The 17,269-nt window shown below is 47.7% G+C and carries 17 protein-coding genes; 12 read left to right on the forward strand and 5 right to left on the reverse strand.

Annotated elements, in window-relative coordinates; genetic code table 11:
- Positions 1–425 precede the first annotated feature (425 nt).
- Positions 426–1,259: a hypothetical protein gene (locus tag LN737_RS14635; RefSeq protein ID WP_405520006.1), complete on the reverse strand. Its 834-nt coding sequence runs from the start codon at positions 1,257–1,259 to the stop codon at positions 426–428.
- A gap of 359 nt (positions 1,260–1,618) precedes the next feature.
- Here LN737_RS14635 and LN737_RS14640 point away from each other — a divergent pair, with 359 nt between their 5' ends.
- Genes LN737_RS14640 through LN737_RS14650 form a run of 3 tightly spaced genes read left to right on the forward strand, consistent with a single transcriptional unit; the run spans position 1,619 to position 4,102 of the window.
- Positions 1,619–2,695 (forward strand): 7TM-DISM domain-containing protein, encoded by a 1,077-nt coding sequence (locus tag LN737_RS14640; protein ID WP_405520008.1) that lies wholly within the window; start codon positions 1,619–1,621, stop codon positions 2,693–2,695.
- Between the two features lie 22 nt (positions 2,696–2,717).
- On the forward strand, positions 2,718–3,341 hold the full coding sequence (locus LN737_RS14645; protein ID WP_405520010.1) for a sensor histidine kinase: 624 nt from the start codon (positions 2,718–2,720) through the stop codon (positions 3,339–3,341).
- On the forward strand, positions 3,338–4,102 hold the full coding sequence (locus tag LN737_RS14650; RefSeq protein WP_405520012.1) for a LytTR family DNA-binding domain-containing protein: 765 nt from the start codon (positions 3,338–3,340) through the stop codon (positions 4,100–4,102). Before LN737_RS14645 ends, LN737_RS14650 begins: the two co-directional genes overlap by 4 nt.
- A 218-nt stretch (positions 4,103–4,320) precedes the next feature.
- Here the strand turns inward: LN737_RS14650 and LN737_RS14655 are convergent, their stop codons facing one another.
- Positions 4,321–4,809: an Lrp/AsnC family transcriptional regulator gene (locus tag LN737_RS14655; protein WP_405520014.1), complete on the reverse strand. Its 489-nt coding sequence runs from the start codon at positions 4,807–4,809 to the stop codon at positions 4,321–4,323.
- Positions 4,810–4,929: 120 nt separating this feature from the next.
- Here LN737_RS14655 and LN737_RS14660 point away from each other — a divergent pair, with 120 nt between their 5' ends.
- The 5 genes from LN737_RS14660 to LN737_RS14680 all read left to right on the forward strand — a co-directional run bounded on the left by LN737_RS14660 (position 4,930) and on the right by LN737_RS14680 (position 8,681).
- Complete coding sequence (locus tag LN737_RS14660; protein ID WP_405520016.1) at positions 4,930–5,136, forward strand: hypothetical protein; 207 nt, start codon at positions 4,930–4,932, stop codon at positions 5,134–5,136.
- A complete protein-coding gene (locus LN737_RS14665; RefSeq protein ID WP_405520019.1) occupies positions 5,076–6,350 on the forward strand; it encodes an MFS transporter in 1,275 nt (424 codons plus the stop codon). The genes LN737_RS14660 and LN737_RS14665 overlap by 61 nt, the downstream gene beginning before the upstream one ends.
- Positions 6,351–6,625: 275 nt before the next feature.
- Complete coding sequence (locus LN737_RS14670) at positions 6,626–7,402, forward strand: SDR family oxidoreductase (protein WP_405520020.1); 777 nt, start codon at positions 6,626–6,628, stop codon at positions 7,400–7,402.
- Positions 7,403–7,423: 21 nt separating this feature from the next.
- On the forward strand, positions 7,424–7,768 hold the full coding sequence (locus LN737_RS14675) for a hypothetical protein (protein ID WP_405520021.1): 345 nt from the start codon (positions 7,424–7,426) through the stop codon (positions 7,766–7,768).
- A gap of 4 nt (positions 7,769–7,772) precedes the next feature.
- The gene (locus LN737_RS14680; protein ID WP_405520022.1) at positions 7,773–8,681 is read left to right on the forward strand and encodes an AraC family transcriptional regulator; all 909 of its coding nucleotides are present in this window, start codon (positions 7,773–7,775) and stop codon (positions 8,679–8,681) included.
- A gap of 200 nt (positions 8,682–8,881) precedes the next feature.
- Here the strand turns inward: LN737_RS14680 and LN737_RS14685 are convergent, their stop codons facing one another.
- Both LN737_RS14685 and LN737_RS14690 read right to left on the reverse strand, forming a co-directional pair.
- The gene (locus tag LN737_RS14685) at positions 8,882–9,370 is read right to left on the reverse strand and encodes a hypothetical protein (RefSeq protein WP_405520024.1); all 489 of its coding nucleotides are present in this window, start codon (positions 9,368–9,370) and stop codon (positions 8,882–8,884) included.
- Positions 9,371–9,406: 36 nt separating this feature from the next.
- Positions 9,407–9,958: an RNA polymerase sigma factor gene (locus LN737_RS14690; RefSeq protein ID WP_405520026.1), complete on the reverse strand. Its 552-nt coding sequence runs from the start codon at positions 9,956–9,958 to the stop codon at positions 9,407–9,409.
- Positions 9,959–10,150: 192 nt separating this feature from the next.
- Between LN737_RS14690 and LN737_RS14695 the strand changes: the two genes are divergently transcribed.
- The 4 genes from LN737_RS14695 (at position 10,151) to LN737_RS14710 (ending at position 16,115) form a co-directional block, all read left to right on the forward strand.
- Positions 10,151–10,495: a DUF6249 domain-containing protein gene (locus LN737_RS14695; protein WP_405520028.1), complete on the forward strand. Its 345-nt coding sequence runs from the start codon at positions 10,151–10,153 to the stop codon at positions 10,493–10,495.
- A 174-nt stretch (positions 10,496–10,669) separates the two neighbouring features.
- The gene (locus tag LN737_RS14700) at positions 10,670–13,102 is read left to right on the forward strand and encodes an outer membrane beta-barrel protein (RefSeq protein WP_405520030.1); all 2,433 of its coding nucleotides are present in this window, start codon (positions 10,670–10,672) and stop codon (positions 13,100–13,102) included.
- A gap of 332 nt (positions 13,103–13,434) precedes the next feature.
- On the forward strand, positions 13,435–14,724 hold the full coding sequence (locus LN737_RS14705) for an MFS transporter (RefSeq protein ID WP_405520032.1): 1,290 nt from the start codon (positions 13,435–13,437) through the stop codon (positions 14,722–14,724).
- An 86-nt stretch (positions 14,725–14,810) separates the two neighbouring features.
- The gene (locus LN737_RS14710) at positions 14,811–16,115 is read left to right on the forward strand and encodes a serine hydrolase (protein WP_405520034.1); all 1,305 of its coding nucleotides are present in this window, start codon (positions 14,811–14,813) and stop codon (positions 16,113–16,115) included.
- 439 nt (positions 16,116–16,554) lie between these two features.
- On the opposite strand, the gene LN737_RS14715 is transcribed toward LN737_RS14710, so the two are convergent.
- On the reverse strand, positions 16,555–17,145 hold the full coding sequence (locus tag LN737_RS14715; protein WP_405520036.1) for a DapH/DapD/GlmU-related protein: 591 nt from the start codon (positions 17,143–17,145) through the stop codon (positions 16,555–16,557).
- Positions 17,146–17,269 lie beyond the last annotated feature (124 nt).

A 17,269-nucleotide genomic window follows, 5' to 3' on the forward strand; every position in this document is an offset into this window, starting at 1 on the left:
TTATTGAATGTAGGCAGAAAAATAGTTGCTAACGGGGTATTGGTTGGCTGGTAATGGGTTTAAGAGGAGATAAATTTTATTCTTTGGGCTGACGTATTTTACTACTATTTTGAGACAAATCTGTCCTGTCGTTTCAAACCTTTCTCTCTGATTATCAACTGCTTTAATCAGCGCTCTCAACGGTTTTTATAAATTAGTTTTTGTTATTAGCCATCTCTCATTTCGTAGCATACTTACTCTATATAACGGCGAGTTACGTTACTCCAAATGCCCAGTTGGTTGGCTGATGGCCGAAGCGCTTTTAGTATCTGCCAGAGAGTAAACGGGCGATGGAGCAGAAACTTCCTCCAGCCCGAACCGCATTTGGCGCACATCGTTGGGGTAACCGAAGGTGCCAAATGCCAGTCCGAGTCTGAAAATTGGTGCTAGAAGCCCGGAAAGTCTCCACCTAAGACTTCATAGTCTGTCAGCGACGGCCGCCAGGTACTCCCGTCCCAGGCTTTGTGATAGAGTTGTTTATCCGTGCCTACCACAAAGACATCCAGCCGGTTGGCGCCCCAGGCGACTGCCCTGGGTTGGCCCAGAATGGTTCCCCCCTGAGCCTCATAGCCCGTCAGTGATGGTCGCCAGGTATTCCCATCCCAGGCTTTATGATAAAGTTGCCGGTCGGTGCCCACCACAAAGATGTCCAGCCTTTTGGGGCCCCAAGTTACGACCTTGGGGGAGCCCAGAATGGCTCCCCCCTGATCTTCGTAGCCTGTCAGCGACGGATGCCAGGTACTCCCGTCCCAGGCTTTGTGATAGAGTTGTTTATCCGTGCCTACCACAAAGATATCCAGCCGATTGGGACCCCAGGCGACGGCCCTGGGTTGACCCAGAAAGTCCCCACCCTGAGCTTCATAGTCCGTCAGTGATGGTCGCCAGGTATTCCCATCCCAGGCTTTGTGATAAAGCTGCCGGTCGGTGCCCACCACAAAAATATCCAGTCGGTTGGCGCCCCAGGCGACGACTTCAGGTGAGCCCAGAAAGCTGCCTCCTTGCGCTTCGTAGCCTGTCAGCGACGGTTGCCAGGCGCTCCCATCCCAGGCTTTGTGATAAAGCTGCCGGTTGGTGCCCACCACAAAAATATCCAATCGGTTGGAGCCCCAGGCGACGGCTTTGATCTGGGGAATAGTCGCCTTTTGTTGAGCGACACTAAGTTGAAGAGCAGCCATGAGCGCGGTAGCCGAGAGGATGAGAGTCAAAAACGGGGTTTTCATGGGATTATGAGTTTGATCGCAATTGGTTAATAGATTTACTAACACTACGTTCATTCGTCGGTGCGGGTCGGCCTTCTGCTAATAAAGGTAACCCGGCATGCCAATCAGGCGGCAACGGTTTCGGTAGCTGCTACTTGAGTAAGCCAAACGTAGCGCTCCGACGAAATGGCTGTAAGCTGGATAGAATAAGCGGTATGAAATTTCGCGTAAGCCGTCGAAATTCTGCGTGAAGCTTGTGAACGGTTAACAAATTGGCTCACTCAAAAAAACGACCACTCACTCAAAAGGAAGGGATGTTCACCGGTATTGATGTGCGTAAACTCGCTCATAGTCAGTATATTTATAGAAATACTGAACCTATGCGCTGGTATCTATTTTTGGGAATACTACTGAGTGAGGTGGTTGCTTTTGCGCAGCAGAAGCAGCCCATGTCGCCTGATAAAACGGCTAAACCAGTAGCCCGGCAATACGACGGACAAAGGGCGGTAAAACCTTCAGGAACGTACCGGCCACAGAGCCCGGTTCAACAGGAAACGCTACCACGCCGTCTCAGTACGTATCAGCCAGGTCATCTGATACAGATGCCTGAAAGCCGCCAAGCTACCATGCCCGTATTGATTTTTTTTAGTACGGCTTTGGGGGCTTTTCTTTTTATGAGTTTGTTTACGTTCGCGCAGTACCTGCTTAATCGCGACGCACCGTATGGGTGGTACGCACTTTATTTATTGACAACGGCAGCCTGGCTGTGGCAGTCAACCCGTGTATGGTTGAATGGCCCTCCACAGCCACCCGATCTGACGGTTTTCTCTGCCTATATGCTGTTACTGAAGTATGGCATGATTGTGTCGTACATCCGTTTTATAGGCCATCTTCTCGAAGTGCCCCAGCAACAACCCCGTTTAGCCCGCTGGACGCATTACTTTGTTTGGTTCTCTACCTTATCCGTGCCGTTCATACTGACCGAGTTATTCGTCTGGCATTCTACTTACGTCTCTATCGGAATTGACGTCCTAACCTACACAGGTCTTCTGTTTCTTATAACCCGTATGCTCCGTAATCGACACCCACTTAAGCGATACGTGCTGATGGGTTTTGGTTTGATAGTAAGCGGAGCGATGATCGCGACTTTCCTGAAATATACCAGCCTCCCAACCACAGACCAGTTGGTCCGAATGCCGATGTTTTACATAGCTGTGACGGCACTACTTGAAATACTGTGTTTCTCGCTGGCCCTGGGTCGGCGTTTTCAGCTAAATAAAGAAGAAAAGATACAGGCGCAGCAGCAGTTGATTCAGCAGCTGGAAGAAAACGGGCGTCTGCAAAAAAGCCATACTCTTGAGTTGAAGCAGCAGTTGGCCCAGCGGGAGACCGACGTACTGACCAAAGCCCATGAGCTTGAAGAACAGCGTATAAGCCAGCTCCGCTCTGGATTTTGAGCGCCGGACTGCCGAAGCCGAAATGGCCGGCCTGCGCTCGCAGATGAACCCTCACTTCATCTTTAACTGCCTTAATTCCATCAAACTGTATGCTACTGAAAATGACTCCGAAAAAGCATCGGACTACCTCACCAAGTTTTCCCGGCTCATCCGTATGGTACTGGAAAACTCCCGGTCTGAACGCGTAACGCTGCAAAACGAGTTAACGATGCTTCAGCTTTATGCCGAAATGGAAATTATGCGGTTTAAGCAGAAACTGTCCTTTTTCGTGGAAGTTGAACCGGGTATTGATGCAAATTTTGTTGAGATACCCCCCTTGCTGATTCAACCTTACGTGGAAAACGCCATCTGGCACGGGCTGATGCACAAACCCGAAGGCGGTTCTGTTCGCATCCAGGCAAGCCAGCCTCAGGAAAACCTGCTTCAACTGACCATAAAGGACGACGGCGTCGGCCGGGCCAGGGCCGCCGAGCTGCGAAGTAAATCAGCCAGCCACCGCAAGTCGTTCGGCTTGAAGATGACCTCCGAACGTATCGCTTTAGTCAACCAGTTGTATCAGACCCGTACGCAGGTAGCCATTGAAGACCTCGTTGACGCCGACGGACAACCCGCCGGAACGGAAATTATTTTGCAGATACCGATATGAAAGCACTCATCATCGACGACGAACCCGACAACGTCCGGCTGCTGGCGTTGCAACTGGCAAAGCACTGCCCTCAGGTCGAGGTAGTAGGTCAGTTAACCGATAGTACCGATGGGCTGCGGGCTATTCAAACTCTACGGCCTGGACTGGTGTTTCTCGATATTGAGATGCCATTGATGAATGGATTTCAGCTGCTGGAAAAAGTGGGCGACATTACGTTTCATATTGTGTTTGTAACCGCTTATGACCAGTATGCTGTGCGCGCGTTTCGGTTTAGTGCGCTGGATTATCTGCTAAAACCCATCGACACAGTTGATTTAATCACTACGGTTCGGCGCGCCGAAAACACCGCTCGTATTAACCCGCAACAGTTGGAGATTATGCGCCAATATTACCCTGGCAGTTCAACGGGACAAGTAAATTACGGCCCATCCAGTCCGGGGCGGATTGCGCTACCGCATGCCAGCGGCATGGTATTTGTAGGTACGAAGCAAATCATCTACTGTGAAGCCGATAGTAACTATACTCGCTTCCATCTTGAAAACGGCGAGCAATACATGATCTCAAAAACACTCGGCGACGTGCAGGACGTACTGGAAACCCGCGGTTTTGTGCGGGTTCATCGGCAGTACATGGTCAATCTGGAGCATATTCAGAAGCTGGTCAAAGGCGAAGGAACGTATCTGTTGTTGACTAATGGCGCGAGTATTCCGGTTGCCCGTCAACAAAAAGATAGGCTGATGGAGCGATTCGGCTGGGTGTAGTGATTGCCAAAATAATAGTTAATCGCTTTTGAGTGGACATGCCACTGACCCATAAACAATCGTTGGTTGTAAACTAAAGAGTTGGGCTAAATCCCTGCCGGGCTTTTCTGCACAAGTTGACTTAGTACGGTTGTATCTGGAGAGATGATCTGACTGTGTCTAAACTTGTTGCCTACTCGCAAAGGCGTGTTCGGCAGGGTCGGTAAGCGTAAGGACAGTTACAGCACCTCGTGTGAATCTTTTATTATATCCATGACGAAAACGCTTTTGGCCTTCTGAATGCCTTTGACCTCTCCCAGATAATTGATAAAAAAGTCATGGTAACTGTCGATGCTCTCGGCCAGTATCTTGAGCATAAAATCATAGTCGCCCGAAACGTTGTAGCATTCCACCACTTCTTTAAACCCAATCACACCCTCCACAAATGCCTGGGCGGTTTGCTTGTCATGTTCTTTCAGGGCTACCTGACAGATCACCATCACTTTGCGATTCACTTTCCGATTGTCTAGCAGGGCGACGTACTGTCGTATGACCTGATGGGCTTCGAGCCGTTTGATACGTTCGTGAGTGGGGGTAGGACTCAGGTGAATGCGTGAAGCGATTTCCCGTACCGTAAGCCTGGCATTTTCCTGAACAAGTCGCAGAATCGCGAAATCCTTCTCATCCAACTCAAGGGCTACCCGACCTGTCTGTTCTGTTAAGCTCATTAGTAAAATAAAGAATAAGTGATTTGTTCTATAAAACAGATTCAAACTTAGTGCTTGTCCTAAAAATACTATAATTATTTTATTAACGTACTGATATTAATTCCTTTGTGAAAACAACTGATGAATATGTTTTCTCTCTCCTGCTCCCGTTTAGCCTTACTTATTGCCTCGATCAGCGTCTTTTTTGAAGCTCTGGATATCGCCATCATCAACTTAACGATGCCCCTGATTCAGAGCTGGTTTAACCTGTCGTTTGCTCAGGTTCAATGGCTACAGACACTCTACGTATTGCTGTATGGTGGGCTGCTCATTCTGGGGGCAGGCTAACGGATACGATTGGTCGGCGACGAATCTTCCTGATAGCTTCCAGCTTGTTTCTGCTCACCTCACTGGGCGCCGGCCTGGCCGGAACGTTTGGCTGGTTGCTTGGTTTCAGGGCTATCCAGGGTGTTGCTGCTGCGCTGTTGATGCCCTCCGCCCTTTCAATTGTTACGCACGCCTTTACGGAACCCCAGGCACGCAGTAAAGCCATTGGGATTTTCAGTTCGTTTGCGGCCCTGGGGTCGGGTAGTGGTTTATCGGCAGGTGGCTTACTAGCGTCCTGGCTGGGCTGGCAGTGGGTATTTTTTATAAATGTTCCTGTCATTTTGCTCACGGTAGTGCTGGCCTACCGCTACCTCCCCAAAGACACTGCCCGCACCGAACCCCTGCCTGATATCCCATCGGGCTTGCTGCTGACGCTGGTCATTACGGCCTTGTCTTATGGGGTTCATGAACTGGGTGACTGGGCCAGGCAGAGTAACGTGTTGCTCTTGTTAACGTTACTGGTAGTGGGGGGGACGGCGCTGTTTATCCGGCGAAATCGCGCTCAGGATTACCCCCTACTTTCGTTTTCTGTTCTCAAATCTTCCCTGACGCCCATCGCAGTTATGGGGTTGCTTGGGGCTACCTTCACGGGCTACCTGTTTGTGATCTCCCTGATTTTGCAGCAAGGCCGACAGTTAAGTGCAGCTCAGGCTGGCTTGCTGCTGTTCCCTTTCAGCCTCCTGTCGGCAGTAACGGGGAAGTATCTCCTGCCAATGGTGCTGAAACGATACTCGGTACGTCAGACGGCGATTTTCGGAATGGCTTCGCTGGTGGCAGGTACCCTGCTGTTAGTGTATTATAGCCAATCGACCGACCATCCGCTGTTTGGTTTGCTAATGTCCTTGCTGGGGGTCAATAGCGTAGGAATTGCTCTGAGTTTTTCGGCCCTGACGGTGCTCTCCCTACAGCCCGTTCCCCAAGCACAGCACGGGTTGATTTCAGGGGTCAACGCTACAGCCTACTTCATTGGTGGAGGGTTGGGTTTATCGATTGTATCGCTCTTCCTGGGCCAAAGCGGGCCGGGCGGCCAGGATACAGGCATCGTGCCAGCGGTTATTCTCAGTGGGTATGCGTTGCTGGGTCTGGGCTGGCTTCTTATAAAGGGTCGCTCAGAGTCGGCAAAGCCCGGCCACACAATACATAAAGTTACCGTAGAGCCCGCTCCACTCCCGTGACAAATACTGGTTTTGGAAGCGGTATTCGTCACCAGCCTCACATCCTCGACTTCAGGATTGTGGACGTAAGGGATTAGATTGTCTATTCAACTTAGAAATAGATACCCTAGCTTGAAAATTGATCGTACCCCGGTAAGCTCCTGTTATGAGCTTACCGGGGTACGATCAATGGCTGACTAATACGTCCTATTCCCTTTTAACTACAACATAACGACTTTTGGCTACATCCGTTTTTGTCGTACAGCAGAACTTTGCATCAACAAAAAACGGAAATCATGAATTTGACCAATAACACAATTTTAGTTACAGGCGGAACGGGCGGTTTTGGCTTTGAATTTGCGTCTAAATTAATTGCGCTGGGCAACACTGTCATTATCACCGGGCGAAACGCTCAGAAACTTCAGGACGTAAAACAAAAACTGCCGGCGGTACATACCCTGCAAAGTGATGTGAGCAAGATCGAAGACATGATTACGTTGCACGAAAAAGTTATCAGGGAATTCCCGGACTTAAACATCATCCTAAACAATGCCGGTGAAATGCGAAAAATCAGCCTGCACCATCAGCATGACCTGGCCGATATTACCCGGGAAATTGAGATTAACCTGATGGGACCCATCCGCATGGTGCAGCAGTTTTTGCCACATCTTAAAACTAAAACCAATGCGGCCATTCTTAATGTTAGCTCGGGTATTGCGCTTATGGCATTCCCAATCTCGCCGATTTATAGTGCAAGTAAGGCGGGGCTTCGTGCTTATACACAGGCATTACGAGTACAGTTAAAAAACACCAACATTAACGTATTTGAGTTGATTGCGCCAGGTTCTACCACCCCCCTGAACGATAAATTCAAAGAGGAAGACGGTTTTAGTACGAGTGCATTAATGGCGCCTGAAAAGATTGTCGATGCTGCCATCAAAGGAATGCAAAATGATCAAGCTGAGATTTTCCCAGGTCTTGCCAAATTAATGCAGATTCTGAGTCGATTGGCTCCCAACTTTGTCATTTCGCAATCAGGTAAAATGGGAGCGTCATATATGTACGGTAAGTAACAAACTAACTAGTCTGAAAAAATGAAAATCATTAGCATCCTGCTCATTTTAATTTCATCGTTCCTTAGCCTCAAGCATGGCTGGGATACTTTCCAGCCAGCCAATGCCCAGCAGTCAAAAATGATGGCTGACTTGGGCATCGCGGAAACCATAATGCCTTACTTTGGGGTGTTTTCCATCATCATCGGATTGCTGATCTTGTTCCCGCAAACATTCTTTATCGGCAACGTACTAAATGCCATGACTATTTTATTGATCATGGCGTTCTCGTTGCGGGCAGGCATTATCAGTATGGCCTTACTGGAAATACCCTTTCTTGCTTTGCCGTTACTCTTGATTTGGCTAAAACACCCGTTTGCGCAATAAACTCATGGAGACCAAAAAACCTTTCAGAATTAAATCAATAGCGGAAATACACCGGTTGATGAACCTTCCAAAACCACAACACCCGCTTATTGGTATGATCGATCTGAAAATGCTTAAATACGACCCAGCTATTAATTCGGTTTTATCCGACTTTTATGTTGTGTCGCTAAAAAGGGGCTGCGACAAATTGTTTTACGGCCAGCAGAAGTACGATTTTGACGAAGGCTTAATGGCTTTTATCGCACCCGGACAAATTTTGCGGGGTGAAGAAAACGGTATACCACATAACCTGGCCGGCTGGATGCTGTTCATTCATCCCGATTTTTTATGGAATACGTCACTTGCCAAAAAAATTAAGCAATACGAATACTTTGGTTATTCAACAAACGAAGCCTTGTTTCTTTCCGATAAAGAAGAAACGATCATCAACGGCATTGTTGATAATATCCGGCAGGAGTATCATGCTAACATCGATAAATTTAGTCAGGACGTAATTATTGCTCAGCTTGAGGTGCTGTTTACGTATGCGCAGCGGTTTTACGAACGCCAGTTCATTACCCGAAAAATCACCAATAGTAAAATACTGAGCCGGTTAGAGGACGTACTGACAAGTTATTTTAATAATGAAGAGCTGCTTTCAAAAAGACTGCCCACGGTTCAATACATTGCCGATACGCTCAATATGTCCACCAAATATTTAAGCAGTTTATTGAAGCAGCTTACCGGCCAAACTACCCAACAGTTTATTCACGAAAAATTGATTGACAAAGCGAAAGAAAAACTGTCAACTACCGAACTGTCGGTTAGCGAAATCGCCTATGAATTAGGATTTGAGCACTCGCAATCGTTCAGTAAATTATTTAAATCGAAAACGAACCTGTCCCCTTTGGCCTTCAGGCGGTCGTTCAATTAAGCCCGCTTGAAGCAGATACATTTGCTAACAATTCCTGCTGATCACTACTCGGCTAGGTGATCCGTATTTTGTTCGGGAAGCAGTCAAATAGGGGAGATGACAGAACGTAGTGGCGCTGTTTAGACTAGTTTACGAAATGCTGGCTATAAGAAATAGAATTATAGCAGATAGAATGACAGTTAAACGCATAGCAATCAGAATTAGTAATTAACCTTTAAATTCCGCCTTAGGAAGTAATCTAGTGCCATCAGGCCACTTACTGCGAATAGGGTCAATGGGTAACTAAGCGGAAGGGCGTCGAGGGTTCTCTCTATGCTGAAAAGAAAACGGTCTAGTCCGGATGGCGCATGATGAACTGCACCGGAAGGAAATAGAAACACACAAGAAAGAATGATAATTAACAGCGATGCTGCTACCATATACCATACGCCAGGTCGAATGATTGGCTCAAACGGTTTGGGCTGCGAAACCACGATCTGATTCATTACCCGGCGACTGAAAGCAGCCGACGGTTTCTCGACAAGGGGATGCGATTGGAATAGCTGGATCAGGGTTGCTTCTCTTGCCAAGTCCATTTCCGATTCCGCCTGTACTCGTTTCATGATGGCATCAGTAAAGTCAGCACCCGGTTTGTCGGGTCCGACTTTCTGGATCAGCCTTCTGAAACGATCTTCTTTTTCGTCCTTCATAAATTTACGGCCCGTTCAAAACGACAACCTGTTCATTTACAATAAAAAACGCAACTGCTCTTCCAGTACTTTTCTGGCCCGGAATAATTTTACCTTGATGTTGGATTCCGATAAGCCGGTTATTTCTTCAATTTCCCGGATTGTTTTTTCGTCAAGGTAATACAACGTAATCAATAGTCCTTCTGTTGCCGGTAGTCGTTCAATAGCCTCTTTGATATAGGTCCGTTGCTCTGATTCCTGTAGATGCTCCAGCTGAGGAGTCTGGTAATGACGCAGATAAGTCTTGGCGTCTTCTTCATGGATGGGAACCGTTGCCACTCGTTGTTGCTCTAATTTAGTGATGGCTACCCGATAAACAATCGTGTAGAGCCAGGTAGAAAACTTCGATTTCCCCTCAAACCGGTGAATTTGCTGATACGCTTTTACAAACCCTTCCTGCGCAGCGTCTTCAGCATCTTCAGCATTTCGCAGAATACGTAGTGCAATTGTATAGGCCATGTGCTTATACCGATCAACAAGAAATGCGTAGGAAGCCGAGTCGCCATGTTTGACTTTATCGATATAGACCTGATCTTCCGGTTGCTTCACGAGCTTGCTGGTTAGGTTGAAAATCCGTTCGCGGGCCCTGCCCGATTAGACCTTCGTTTTCAAAAGGAGGTTACAGCTTAGCCCCATTTTATTTTTATGCCTAAATTTTTGCCCAAATCTGTAACCCGATTTTTATTTCGCCTGTCATATGGAGCGAAAATGGGTTAATAAAACTAATAAACGAATAGCTGGATGAGCGGTGATGACTTAAAACACATACTGATATCCTTGGGCGCATTTGCCGGTGTTTTCGGTATCGTGTATGTATTCCTGATGACACGTTCCCGGGAACGGATGGCCATGATCGAACGGGGAGTCGACGCGTCCATATTTTCGGATTACAACTCTATTTCGCCAACCTTGAAATTCGGGATGCTATTCGTTGGGATTGCCATCGGAATGATCGTTGGAGATGTGCTGCACGACTATTATGGACTCAGTAAAAGTACTACTTTCCTGTCCATGGTATTTTTATTCGGGGGGCTTAGCTTAATCCTCAACTTCGTTATTGAGCAGCGATTGGCTAAGAAAAAGTGATGCGGTGTAAGACCTTCTCCTGATTTTGAGCGACTGATAAAGCCAGCAAATTCTTTCCTGCTTCTTACCGGGTAATACCGACGACCGTACTGTTTCTGTGATTTCGTCCTTAAAAGAGCTTAAATCTCTTATTGGGATCGCCTTGTCTTTTTCGATCGATTAGCCATTAAATCTATGAAAATCATAACTATACTTTTACTAGGGATGCTCCTATTGGGGGTTCACCTGAGTGTTGCCCAAAATCAATCAGCAAGCTACTCCATTCGCGGAATCATTGCTGATTCGGCAAGCAATAACGCATTGACATTCATGACGGTTAATCTGATGAAGGGACCAAATACCGTTCTAAAAGTAGATTATTCCAAAGCGGATGGCTCCTTTTCGTTTGCGGGGCTGGATACGGGAAGGTACGTGCTGGCTGTGGTAGGGGTGAGCTACAGGAACAAACTGATTTCGGTAGAGCTAACGGATTCCCTTCAAAAAACAAGGGACTTAGGCAACATATTCCTTAGCCCAGACATCGTGGGTCTGAAAGAAGTGGTTGTAACAGCAACGAAACAGGTTGTCAAGCAGGAGATAGACCGGATTACCTACGACCTTCAGGCAGACCCGGAAAGTAAAGTAGTTAACGTACTGGAGATGATGCGAAAGGTGCCGCTGCTGTCACTGGACGCCGATAATACTATACTGATGAAAGGAAACAGTGATGTTAAGATCCTCATCAATGGGAAACCGTCGAGTATGATGGAGCGCAACTACAAGGATATTCTTCGGACTATGCCCGCTTCCAGTATCGAGCGCATTGAAGTCATTACGTCGCCCCCGGCCAAATATGACGCCGAAGGATTGGCGGGAATCATTAACATTATCACGACGAAAAAGCTGGATAATGGCTACAACGGCTCCGCCAATCTCAGCGAACGCTTTCCGGCTGGCGGGCCCGGTCTGGGTGGATCGATGTCGGCCAAGCTGGGTAAATTTGGTATATCAGCCTTCGGCGGAGCCAATCTGAAAAATAATCTTCCCGTTCGGGCTGGTGTTCAGCGAATGACGACAGGAGGGACACCAACTACTCTTTTGCAGGAAGGTACTATCGGATCGGAGAGTCGAACGGCGTACCTGGGCTATGAACTGAGTTATGAAATCGATACGCTAAACCTGATCTCTACTCAATTTAACCTGAATGGCAACAAGTTAGTGGGCAACTCGATACAAACCAGCGCCCTGATGAGTTCGGATGTTCGTTTGCAAGGGTATGACCTGGAAAACAATCATACTGAAAACGGAACGGGTGTCGATGCATCCTTGAATTATCAACACAGTTTTCGGGCAGATAAAAACCGTTTGCTGACTTTATCGTATCGGTATTTATCGTATGGGAACCAACAGCGTAATAATTTGAGCATCACTAACCAGGTGAATTACACCATGCCTGACTATCGGCAGGTTAATGACCAGCATTTTGCCGAACAAACCTTTCAGATAGACTATGTTTATCCGATTAAGAAACATCAAATCGAAGCGGGTGTAAAAGGCATTTTACGGGATAACCAAAGCGATTTTCAATATGCTGTAGCAGACTCTGCAACACAACAGTACGTGATTCAACCGACGAGCAGTAACCGATTTAGAAATACGCAGAATGTCTTTGGTGGATACACAACCTATCAGTTTGCATTGAAAGGCTGGGGCTTAAAAGCAGGACTACGTATAGAGAAAACCGTTATCGATGCCGATTTTATGTCGGTCGATTCCCGAGTAAAAAGGACGTACGTTAATCTGATACCTTCTGTCTCTGTAAATCGGAAATTCAAGACTACAAGTGGCCTTACCCTGGGCTATACGCAACGCATTCAACGGCCGGGAATTTATCAGTTAAATCCCTTCGTGGATCGTTCCAATCCGAATTTTGAGCGAACCGGCAATCCCGATCTTCGACCTGCTCTTGTCAATGACATCCAGGTAACGTTCAGCGGAGCAGGAAAAACTCAACTGAATGTGGGCCTGGGATTCACATTTTTCCGAGACCTGGTTTTTCCTGTTTCAGTGTATGATTCAACGACCAACGTAACGCGCACATCCTATGGAAACACCGGTACGGCGAAGCTTCCAAATGTGTTTGTGAACCTCACTTATCCAATTTCCAAACAGTGGAACGTGAGCGTAAACAGCCGGGCCGCCTATGGAATGGTGCAGGGTTTAGTGAATGGCGTGTTGATTAAGAATGAAGGATTAATGTACAATGTCGCTGTATCAACCAATTACAGACTGCCCAAAGACTGGCGACTGACGGCCAACCTGCAGTTGAATGGTCGGGGGGTTAACTTACAGGGGAAGACCAATGGCCTGGTAAGCTCTTCGTTCAGTGTAAATAAAGACCTGGTTAAGGATAAATTATCAATCGCGGGGTCGATCAACAACCCGTTCCGGACATATAGAGAAAATCTTACCAGTACGTTCGGTCCTGATTTCCAGCAGACTAATTTTCGTTGGGATTACTTTCGGTCATTCACTGTTAGCCTGAACTATAAATTCGGAAAGCTCAGGGAATCGATTAAAAAGAACAAACGGGGTATTCGTAATGATGATATCCAAAGTGGAAATTAGCCTGAGTAGAAAATAGGCTATCAGAATAATAAATACACCATTCCGGCTGTCTGGTTTATAGTATAAGCGTAGATGCACTATCGAAAATGGTCAATAGGTAAAGCGATAAGTGAAAAACTGGTACGTTCAGTGTTTAAGTAGGGCAAACTAAAAGATCGAACTAGCACAGGCAACCAATGGATACAGGACCTTGGTAGCCAGTTAAATTAAAGCTGCTTACCAGAAATTAATCTAAGCAAGCAGGTAGTGAAAGTGAAAGGGTAAAATACCATAGTATTTCTTTAGCCTTTGGTTCTTTTTTACCAACAGTCTACCCTTCATTCACTGCCTACATGCAAACCAGAGAAACCAGAATTAATGAGGAAGTAAGTAGCCTGTATCCGAATTATGTCCTGGCGATGCTGACGCTGGTTTACGTCTTCAACTTTGTGGACCGGCAACTCCTTGTCATCCTCCAGGAGTCGATAAAAAAAGAGTTACAACTGTCGGATACCCAGCTTGGCATGCTCTCCGGGTTCACGTTTGCCCTGTTTTATGTTACGTTGGGTATTCCCATTGCCCGGTACGCCGACAAAACAAACCGGAGAAATATTGTAGCCGCGTCTCTAGGCATCTGGAGCCTGATGACCGCCAGTTCAGGTCTGGTGCGTAATTTCGGTCAACTGCTTTTGGCCCGTATTGGCGTCGGGGTAGGGGAAGCAGGTGGTAGCCCGCCGGCACATGCCATGATATCCGATTACTTCCCGCCCGAGAAACGGTCTACGGCGCTTGCGATATACTCAACCGGCATTTATTTCGGCGTATTGACGGGTTTCCTGATGGGAGGGTATTTGAATCAGCATCTTGGTTGGCGAACGGCATTTTTTGCGCTGGGTATACCGGGGGTTGTGTTTTCAGTGCTGTTTTACGCGTCGGTGAAAGAGCCCCGACGTGGCGCGACTGATGGGAACGGAACGTCGGTAGCGGAGTCGTCATCGCTGCGCGAGGTGTTAACGCGGTTGTATGCAACCCGAACCTTCGTTTATCTGGCGATGGCTACTGGTCTGCATGTCTTTTGCATATATGGCCTGCTTAACTGGGCGCCTTCTTTCCTGGCGAGGATTCATAAGATGACGAATTCGGAAATAGGAGCTTTACTTGGTCCAATCTTCGGCATTGGCGGAGCCGTAGGTTCATTCGCCGGTGGATACCTGACGGATTATTTTGGGAAAATAGATAAACGATGGTACCTGAAAATTCCGGCTTTGGCCATTATGATTTCCATTCCGTGTGCAGCCGGGGCACTCTTTCTGCCTAATACGTTTTATTCAGTGCTTTGCTTAGGGTTAACCGCGTCGCTTCACAGTACCTATCTGGGTCCGGCTATTGCGGTGTCTCATAGCCTTGTTCCAGCGTCGATGCGTGCGCTTACGTCGGCCATTCTGTTTTTTGTCCTGAACTTCATCGGCTTAGGTTTCGGGCCATTGGTGGTCGGCATGATCAGCGATGGGCTGACCCCTTCCCTGGGAGCTGAGGCTCTTCGATGGGCTATGTCGATCATCATCGTTATCAGTTTTGGGTCGACCGCACTCTTTTGGGTGGCTGCCAGAAAACTGACGGTCGATCTAAGGTTGACAACTTAGCTCGTATGCCAGATTTTCGGTATATCTTTTTCTATAACCCTTTCCACAATTCTTTTACCCGTTTAATGCTGATAGCCCCACCTACCATGAATCGATATAGAATCGCCCTGCTTATTCTGTTTGCGTTTATCGTTACGTCCCGCTCGGCTCAGGCACAAGCCAAAATCCTGACAGAAGCGGCTCCGGCGGCAGGCGGCTTTTCGGCTACCCGCCTTGCCCGACTGGACTCAGGCATGCATAGCTGGGTCAACCAGAAATGGGTGAATGGATCTGTAGTTCTGATCGCCCGCCATGGCAAAATTGTGTTTTACAAAGCGCACGGCTACAACGATCCGACCACAAAAGCACCGCTTGACAAAACTGGTATTTTTCGGGTGGCTTCACAAACCAAAGCGCTTACTACGGTGGCCATTATGATGCTATGGGAGGAAGGGAAATTTTCGCTGGACGATCCGGTTTCCAGGTTCATTCCCACCTTCGCCAATCAAAAGGTGCTGGCTAGTTTCAACCCCAAAGACACAACCTACACAACTGTTCCGGCAAAACGATCCGTCACGATTCGTGATTTGCTGACGCATACATCGGGCCTGGGCTACCCGGCGATTGGGCCTCCGGCAGAAAGCGCCATCTACGCAAAAAGCCGCATGACGGGCGGAGTTGGTATAAACGGGGAAAAACTTGCTGACGCCATGACTCGTCTGGGCAGCCTGCCGCTCTTTTTTCAACCCGGTGAAGACTGGAAGTATGGATTAAATATGGATGTATTGGGGTATCTGATCGAGAAGTGGTCGGGCTTGACACTCGAGGATTTTTTTCTGAAGCGGATCTGTCAGCCCCTTGGGATGAAAGACACTTATTTTAACGTACCACCCGGAAAAGGGGGTCGGTTGGTCAATTTTTTTCTTGGTGACTCGACCGGACGAATCCAGAAGCAGAGCGCAGTTTTTGGCGGAGCTCTCGATATGAACTACCCGCTTAAGAAACACGATTATTTTTCGGGCGGTGGCGGTCTGTCTACCACCATTTATGATTATGCTATTTTTCTGCAGATGTTGTTAAATGGGGGCGAGTATAACGGTGTGCGGCTGTTAGCTCGAAATACGGTACGCCTGATGACCATGAATCAAATTGGCGACCTGAGCCCCAATGTCGGCGATCATGCCCGCGATAATAAGTTTGGATTTGGCTTTTTGGTAATATCTGAAAATGGAAGCCGGTTCACGCCCAGTCAGGCCGGTACGTATTCCTGGGGTGGTGTATTTTCCACCTCGTATTGGGTTGATCCTAAAGAGGATATGCTGGTATTGATTTACCGGCAAATGTGGGGGCCGTATGTTACGAACACCGATAAAGCGTTTAAACCCCTGGTCTATCAGGCGATTAATGATTGATGGATTAGTCGGCTACAGATGGGTTGGTAGTATGAAAAGTTGTCAGTTAAAAGCTTGATACTACGTAGGGCAAGAGAATTACCTCAACTCATTTATTGACGGACCGTGTGCGACAGATTGGGCCACTAGTTAGCGTTGACATAGAAACTGGGTCAGTGTTTGACGGTGTACTTTTTGAGAAAGGGTTCTATCAGATCGAACGTTTTTAGTTTCCAGAATTCCGCACTTCTGTGGTCTGCCATTTTTATCGGCCAGCAGCACACTTTGCTGGAAGGGCACTAACCGGTCTTTGGAGCCATGAATAACGAGCCTGCAACCAAACGTCCTTCAGATCGAAAAACCTAAATTAGGGTACCCAACTCTTGGTATCAGTTTGTCACAGAGTAACGACCAACACGTATCGGACAGCCATTTGCGGATTGGGAAGTAGTTTCGCTGGCTACAGGTGTTTGACAACCTTTGCCGGAATCCCGGCCACAACCGTATTCGCCGGTACATCGCGGCTGACGACTGCCCCGGCCGCTACGACGGCGTTCTCTCCGATGGTTACCCCGGGCAGCACCGTAGCTCCCGCTCCAATCCAGGCGTTGCGCTTCACCACAATGGACCGTGGAATCAGCGTTTGGCGATCGCCAGGATCAAGCGGGTGGTTTTCCGACGTCAGATTGACGCGTGGGCCAATCTGGACGTCATCTTCAATAGTGATGCCGCCAATATCCAGAAAGGAGCAGGCGTGGTTGATAAAGATGTTTTTACCCAGCTTGAGAAACCGGCCGAAGTTGGTGTAGAACGGCGGAAAAATCGTCGTTGACTCGTCGATCTCGACCCCAATGATGGCACTCAACTGGTTTCTCACCTGGTCAACGTCGGTGGCGTTGGCATTCATCTGGACGCAAAGCCGAATGGTGCGGGAAACAACTTCACCAAATTTACCGTACTCTGGGTCATCCTTTCGCAGGAGTTCCCCTGCTCGTAGTCGCTCGAACAGATCTGAGCTGGCTGGCAGTTGTTTCTCATTGATTTTACTCATTTTTTCTACAAATCCTTTTCGTATTTAGTCAGTTTTTGAAAGCAGGCTTATCGCCTTTTCGGGCTTTTTCAAGCCAAGGATTTCGCCAACGTGCAAGTATGGCATGTCAATAAGTTTTACCAAC

It is taken from the genome of Spirosoma sp. KNUC1025 (assembly GCF_045160025.1).
In the GTDB taxonomy this organism is placed as follows: Bacteria; Bacteroidota; Bacteroidia; order Cytophagales; family Spirosomataceae; genus Spirosoma.

What these genes read in the sequence shown, in the direction of transcription:
- LN737_RS14700 (WP_405520030.1), top strand. Translation starts at nt 10,670, where the DNA reads ATGAAAATCATAACTATACTTTTACTAGGGATGCTCCTATTGGGGGTT.
- LN737_RS14680 (WP_405520022.1), top strand. Translation starts at nt 7,773, where the DNA reads ATGGAGACCAAAAAACCTTTCAGAATTAAATCAATAGCGGAAATACAC.
- LN737_RS14695 (WP_405520028.1), top strand. Translation starts at nt 10,151, where the DNA reads ATGAGCGGTGATGACTTAAAACACATACTGATATCCTTGGGCGCATTT.
- LN737_RS14675 (WP_405520021.1), top strand. Translation starts at nt 7,424, where the DNA reads ATGAAAATCATTAGCATCCTGCTCATTTTAATTTCATCGTTCCTTAGC.
- LN737_RS14670 (WP_405520020.1), top strand. Translation starts at nt 6,626, where the DNA reads ATGAATTTGACCAATAACACAATTTTAGTTACAGGCGGAACGGGCGGT.
- LN737_RS14715 (WP_405520036.1), bottom strand. Translation starts at nt 17,145, where the DNA reads ATGAGTAAAATCAATGAGAAACAACTGCCAGCCAGCTCAGATCTGTTC.
- LN737_RS14710 (WP_405520034.1), top strand. Translation starts at nt 14,811, where the DNA reads ATGAATCGATATAGAATCGCCCTGCTTATTCTGTTTGCGTTTATCGTT.
- LN737_RS14685 (WP_405520024.1), bottom strand. Translation starts at nt 9,370, where the DNA reads ATGAAGGACGAAAAAGAAGATCGTTTCAGAAGGCTGATCCAGAAAGTC.
- LN737_RS14655 (WP_405520014.1), bottom strand. Translation starts at nt 4,809, where the DNA reads ATGAGCTTAACAGAACAGACAGGTCGGGTAGCCCTTGAGTTGGATGAG.
- LN737_RS14635 (WP_405520006.1), bottom strand. Translation starts at nt 1,259, where the DNA reads ATGAAAACCCCGTTTTTGACTCTCATCCTCTCGGCTACCGCGCTCATG.
- LN737_RS14705 (WP_405520032.1), top strand. Translation starts at nt 13,435, where the DNA reads ATGCAAACCAGAGAAACCAGAATTAATGAGGAAGTAAGTAGCCTGTAT.
- LN737_RS14660 (WP_405520016.1), top strand. Translation starts at nt 4,930, where the DNA reads ATGAATATGTTTTCTCTCTCCTGCTCCCGTTTAGCCTTACTTATTGCC.
- LN737_RS14650 (WP_405520012.1), top strand. Translation starts at nt 3,338, where the DNA reads ATGAAAGCACTCATCATCGACGACGAACCCGACAACGTCCGGCTGCTG.
- LN737_RS14645 (WP_405520010.1), top strand. Translation starts at nt 2,718, where the DNA reads ATGGCCGGCCTGCGCTCGCAGATGAACCCTCACTTCATCTTTAACTGC.
- LN737_RS14665 (WP_405520019.1), top strand. Translation starts at nt 5,076, where the DNA reads ATGGCTACAGACACTCTACGTATTGCTGTATGGTGGGCTGCTCATTCT.
- LN737_RS14640 (WP_405520008.1), top strand. Translation starts at nt 1,619, where the DNA reads ATGCGCTGGTATCTATTTTTGGGAATACTACTGAGTGAGGTGGTTGCT.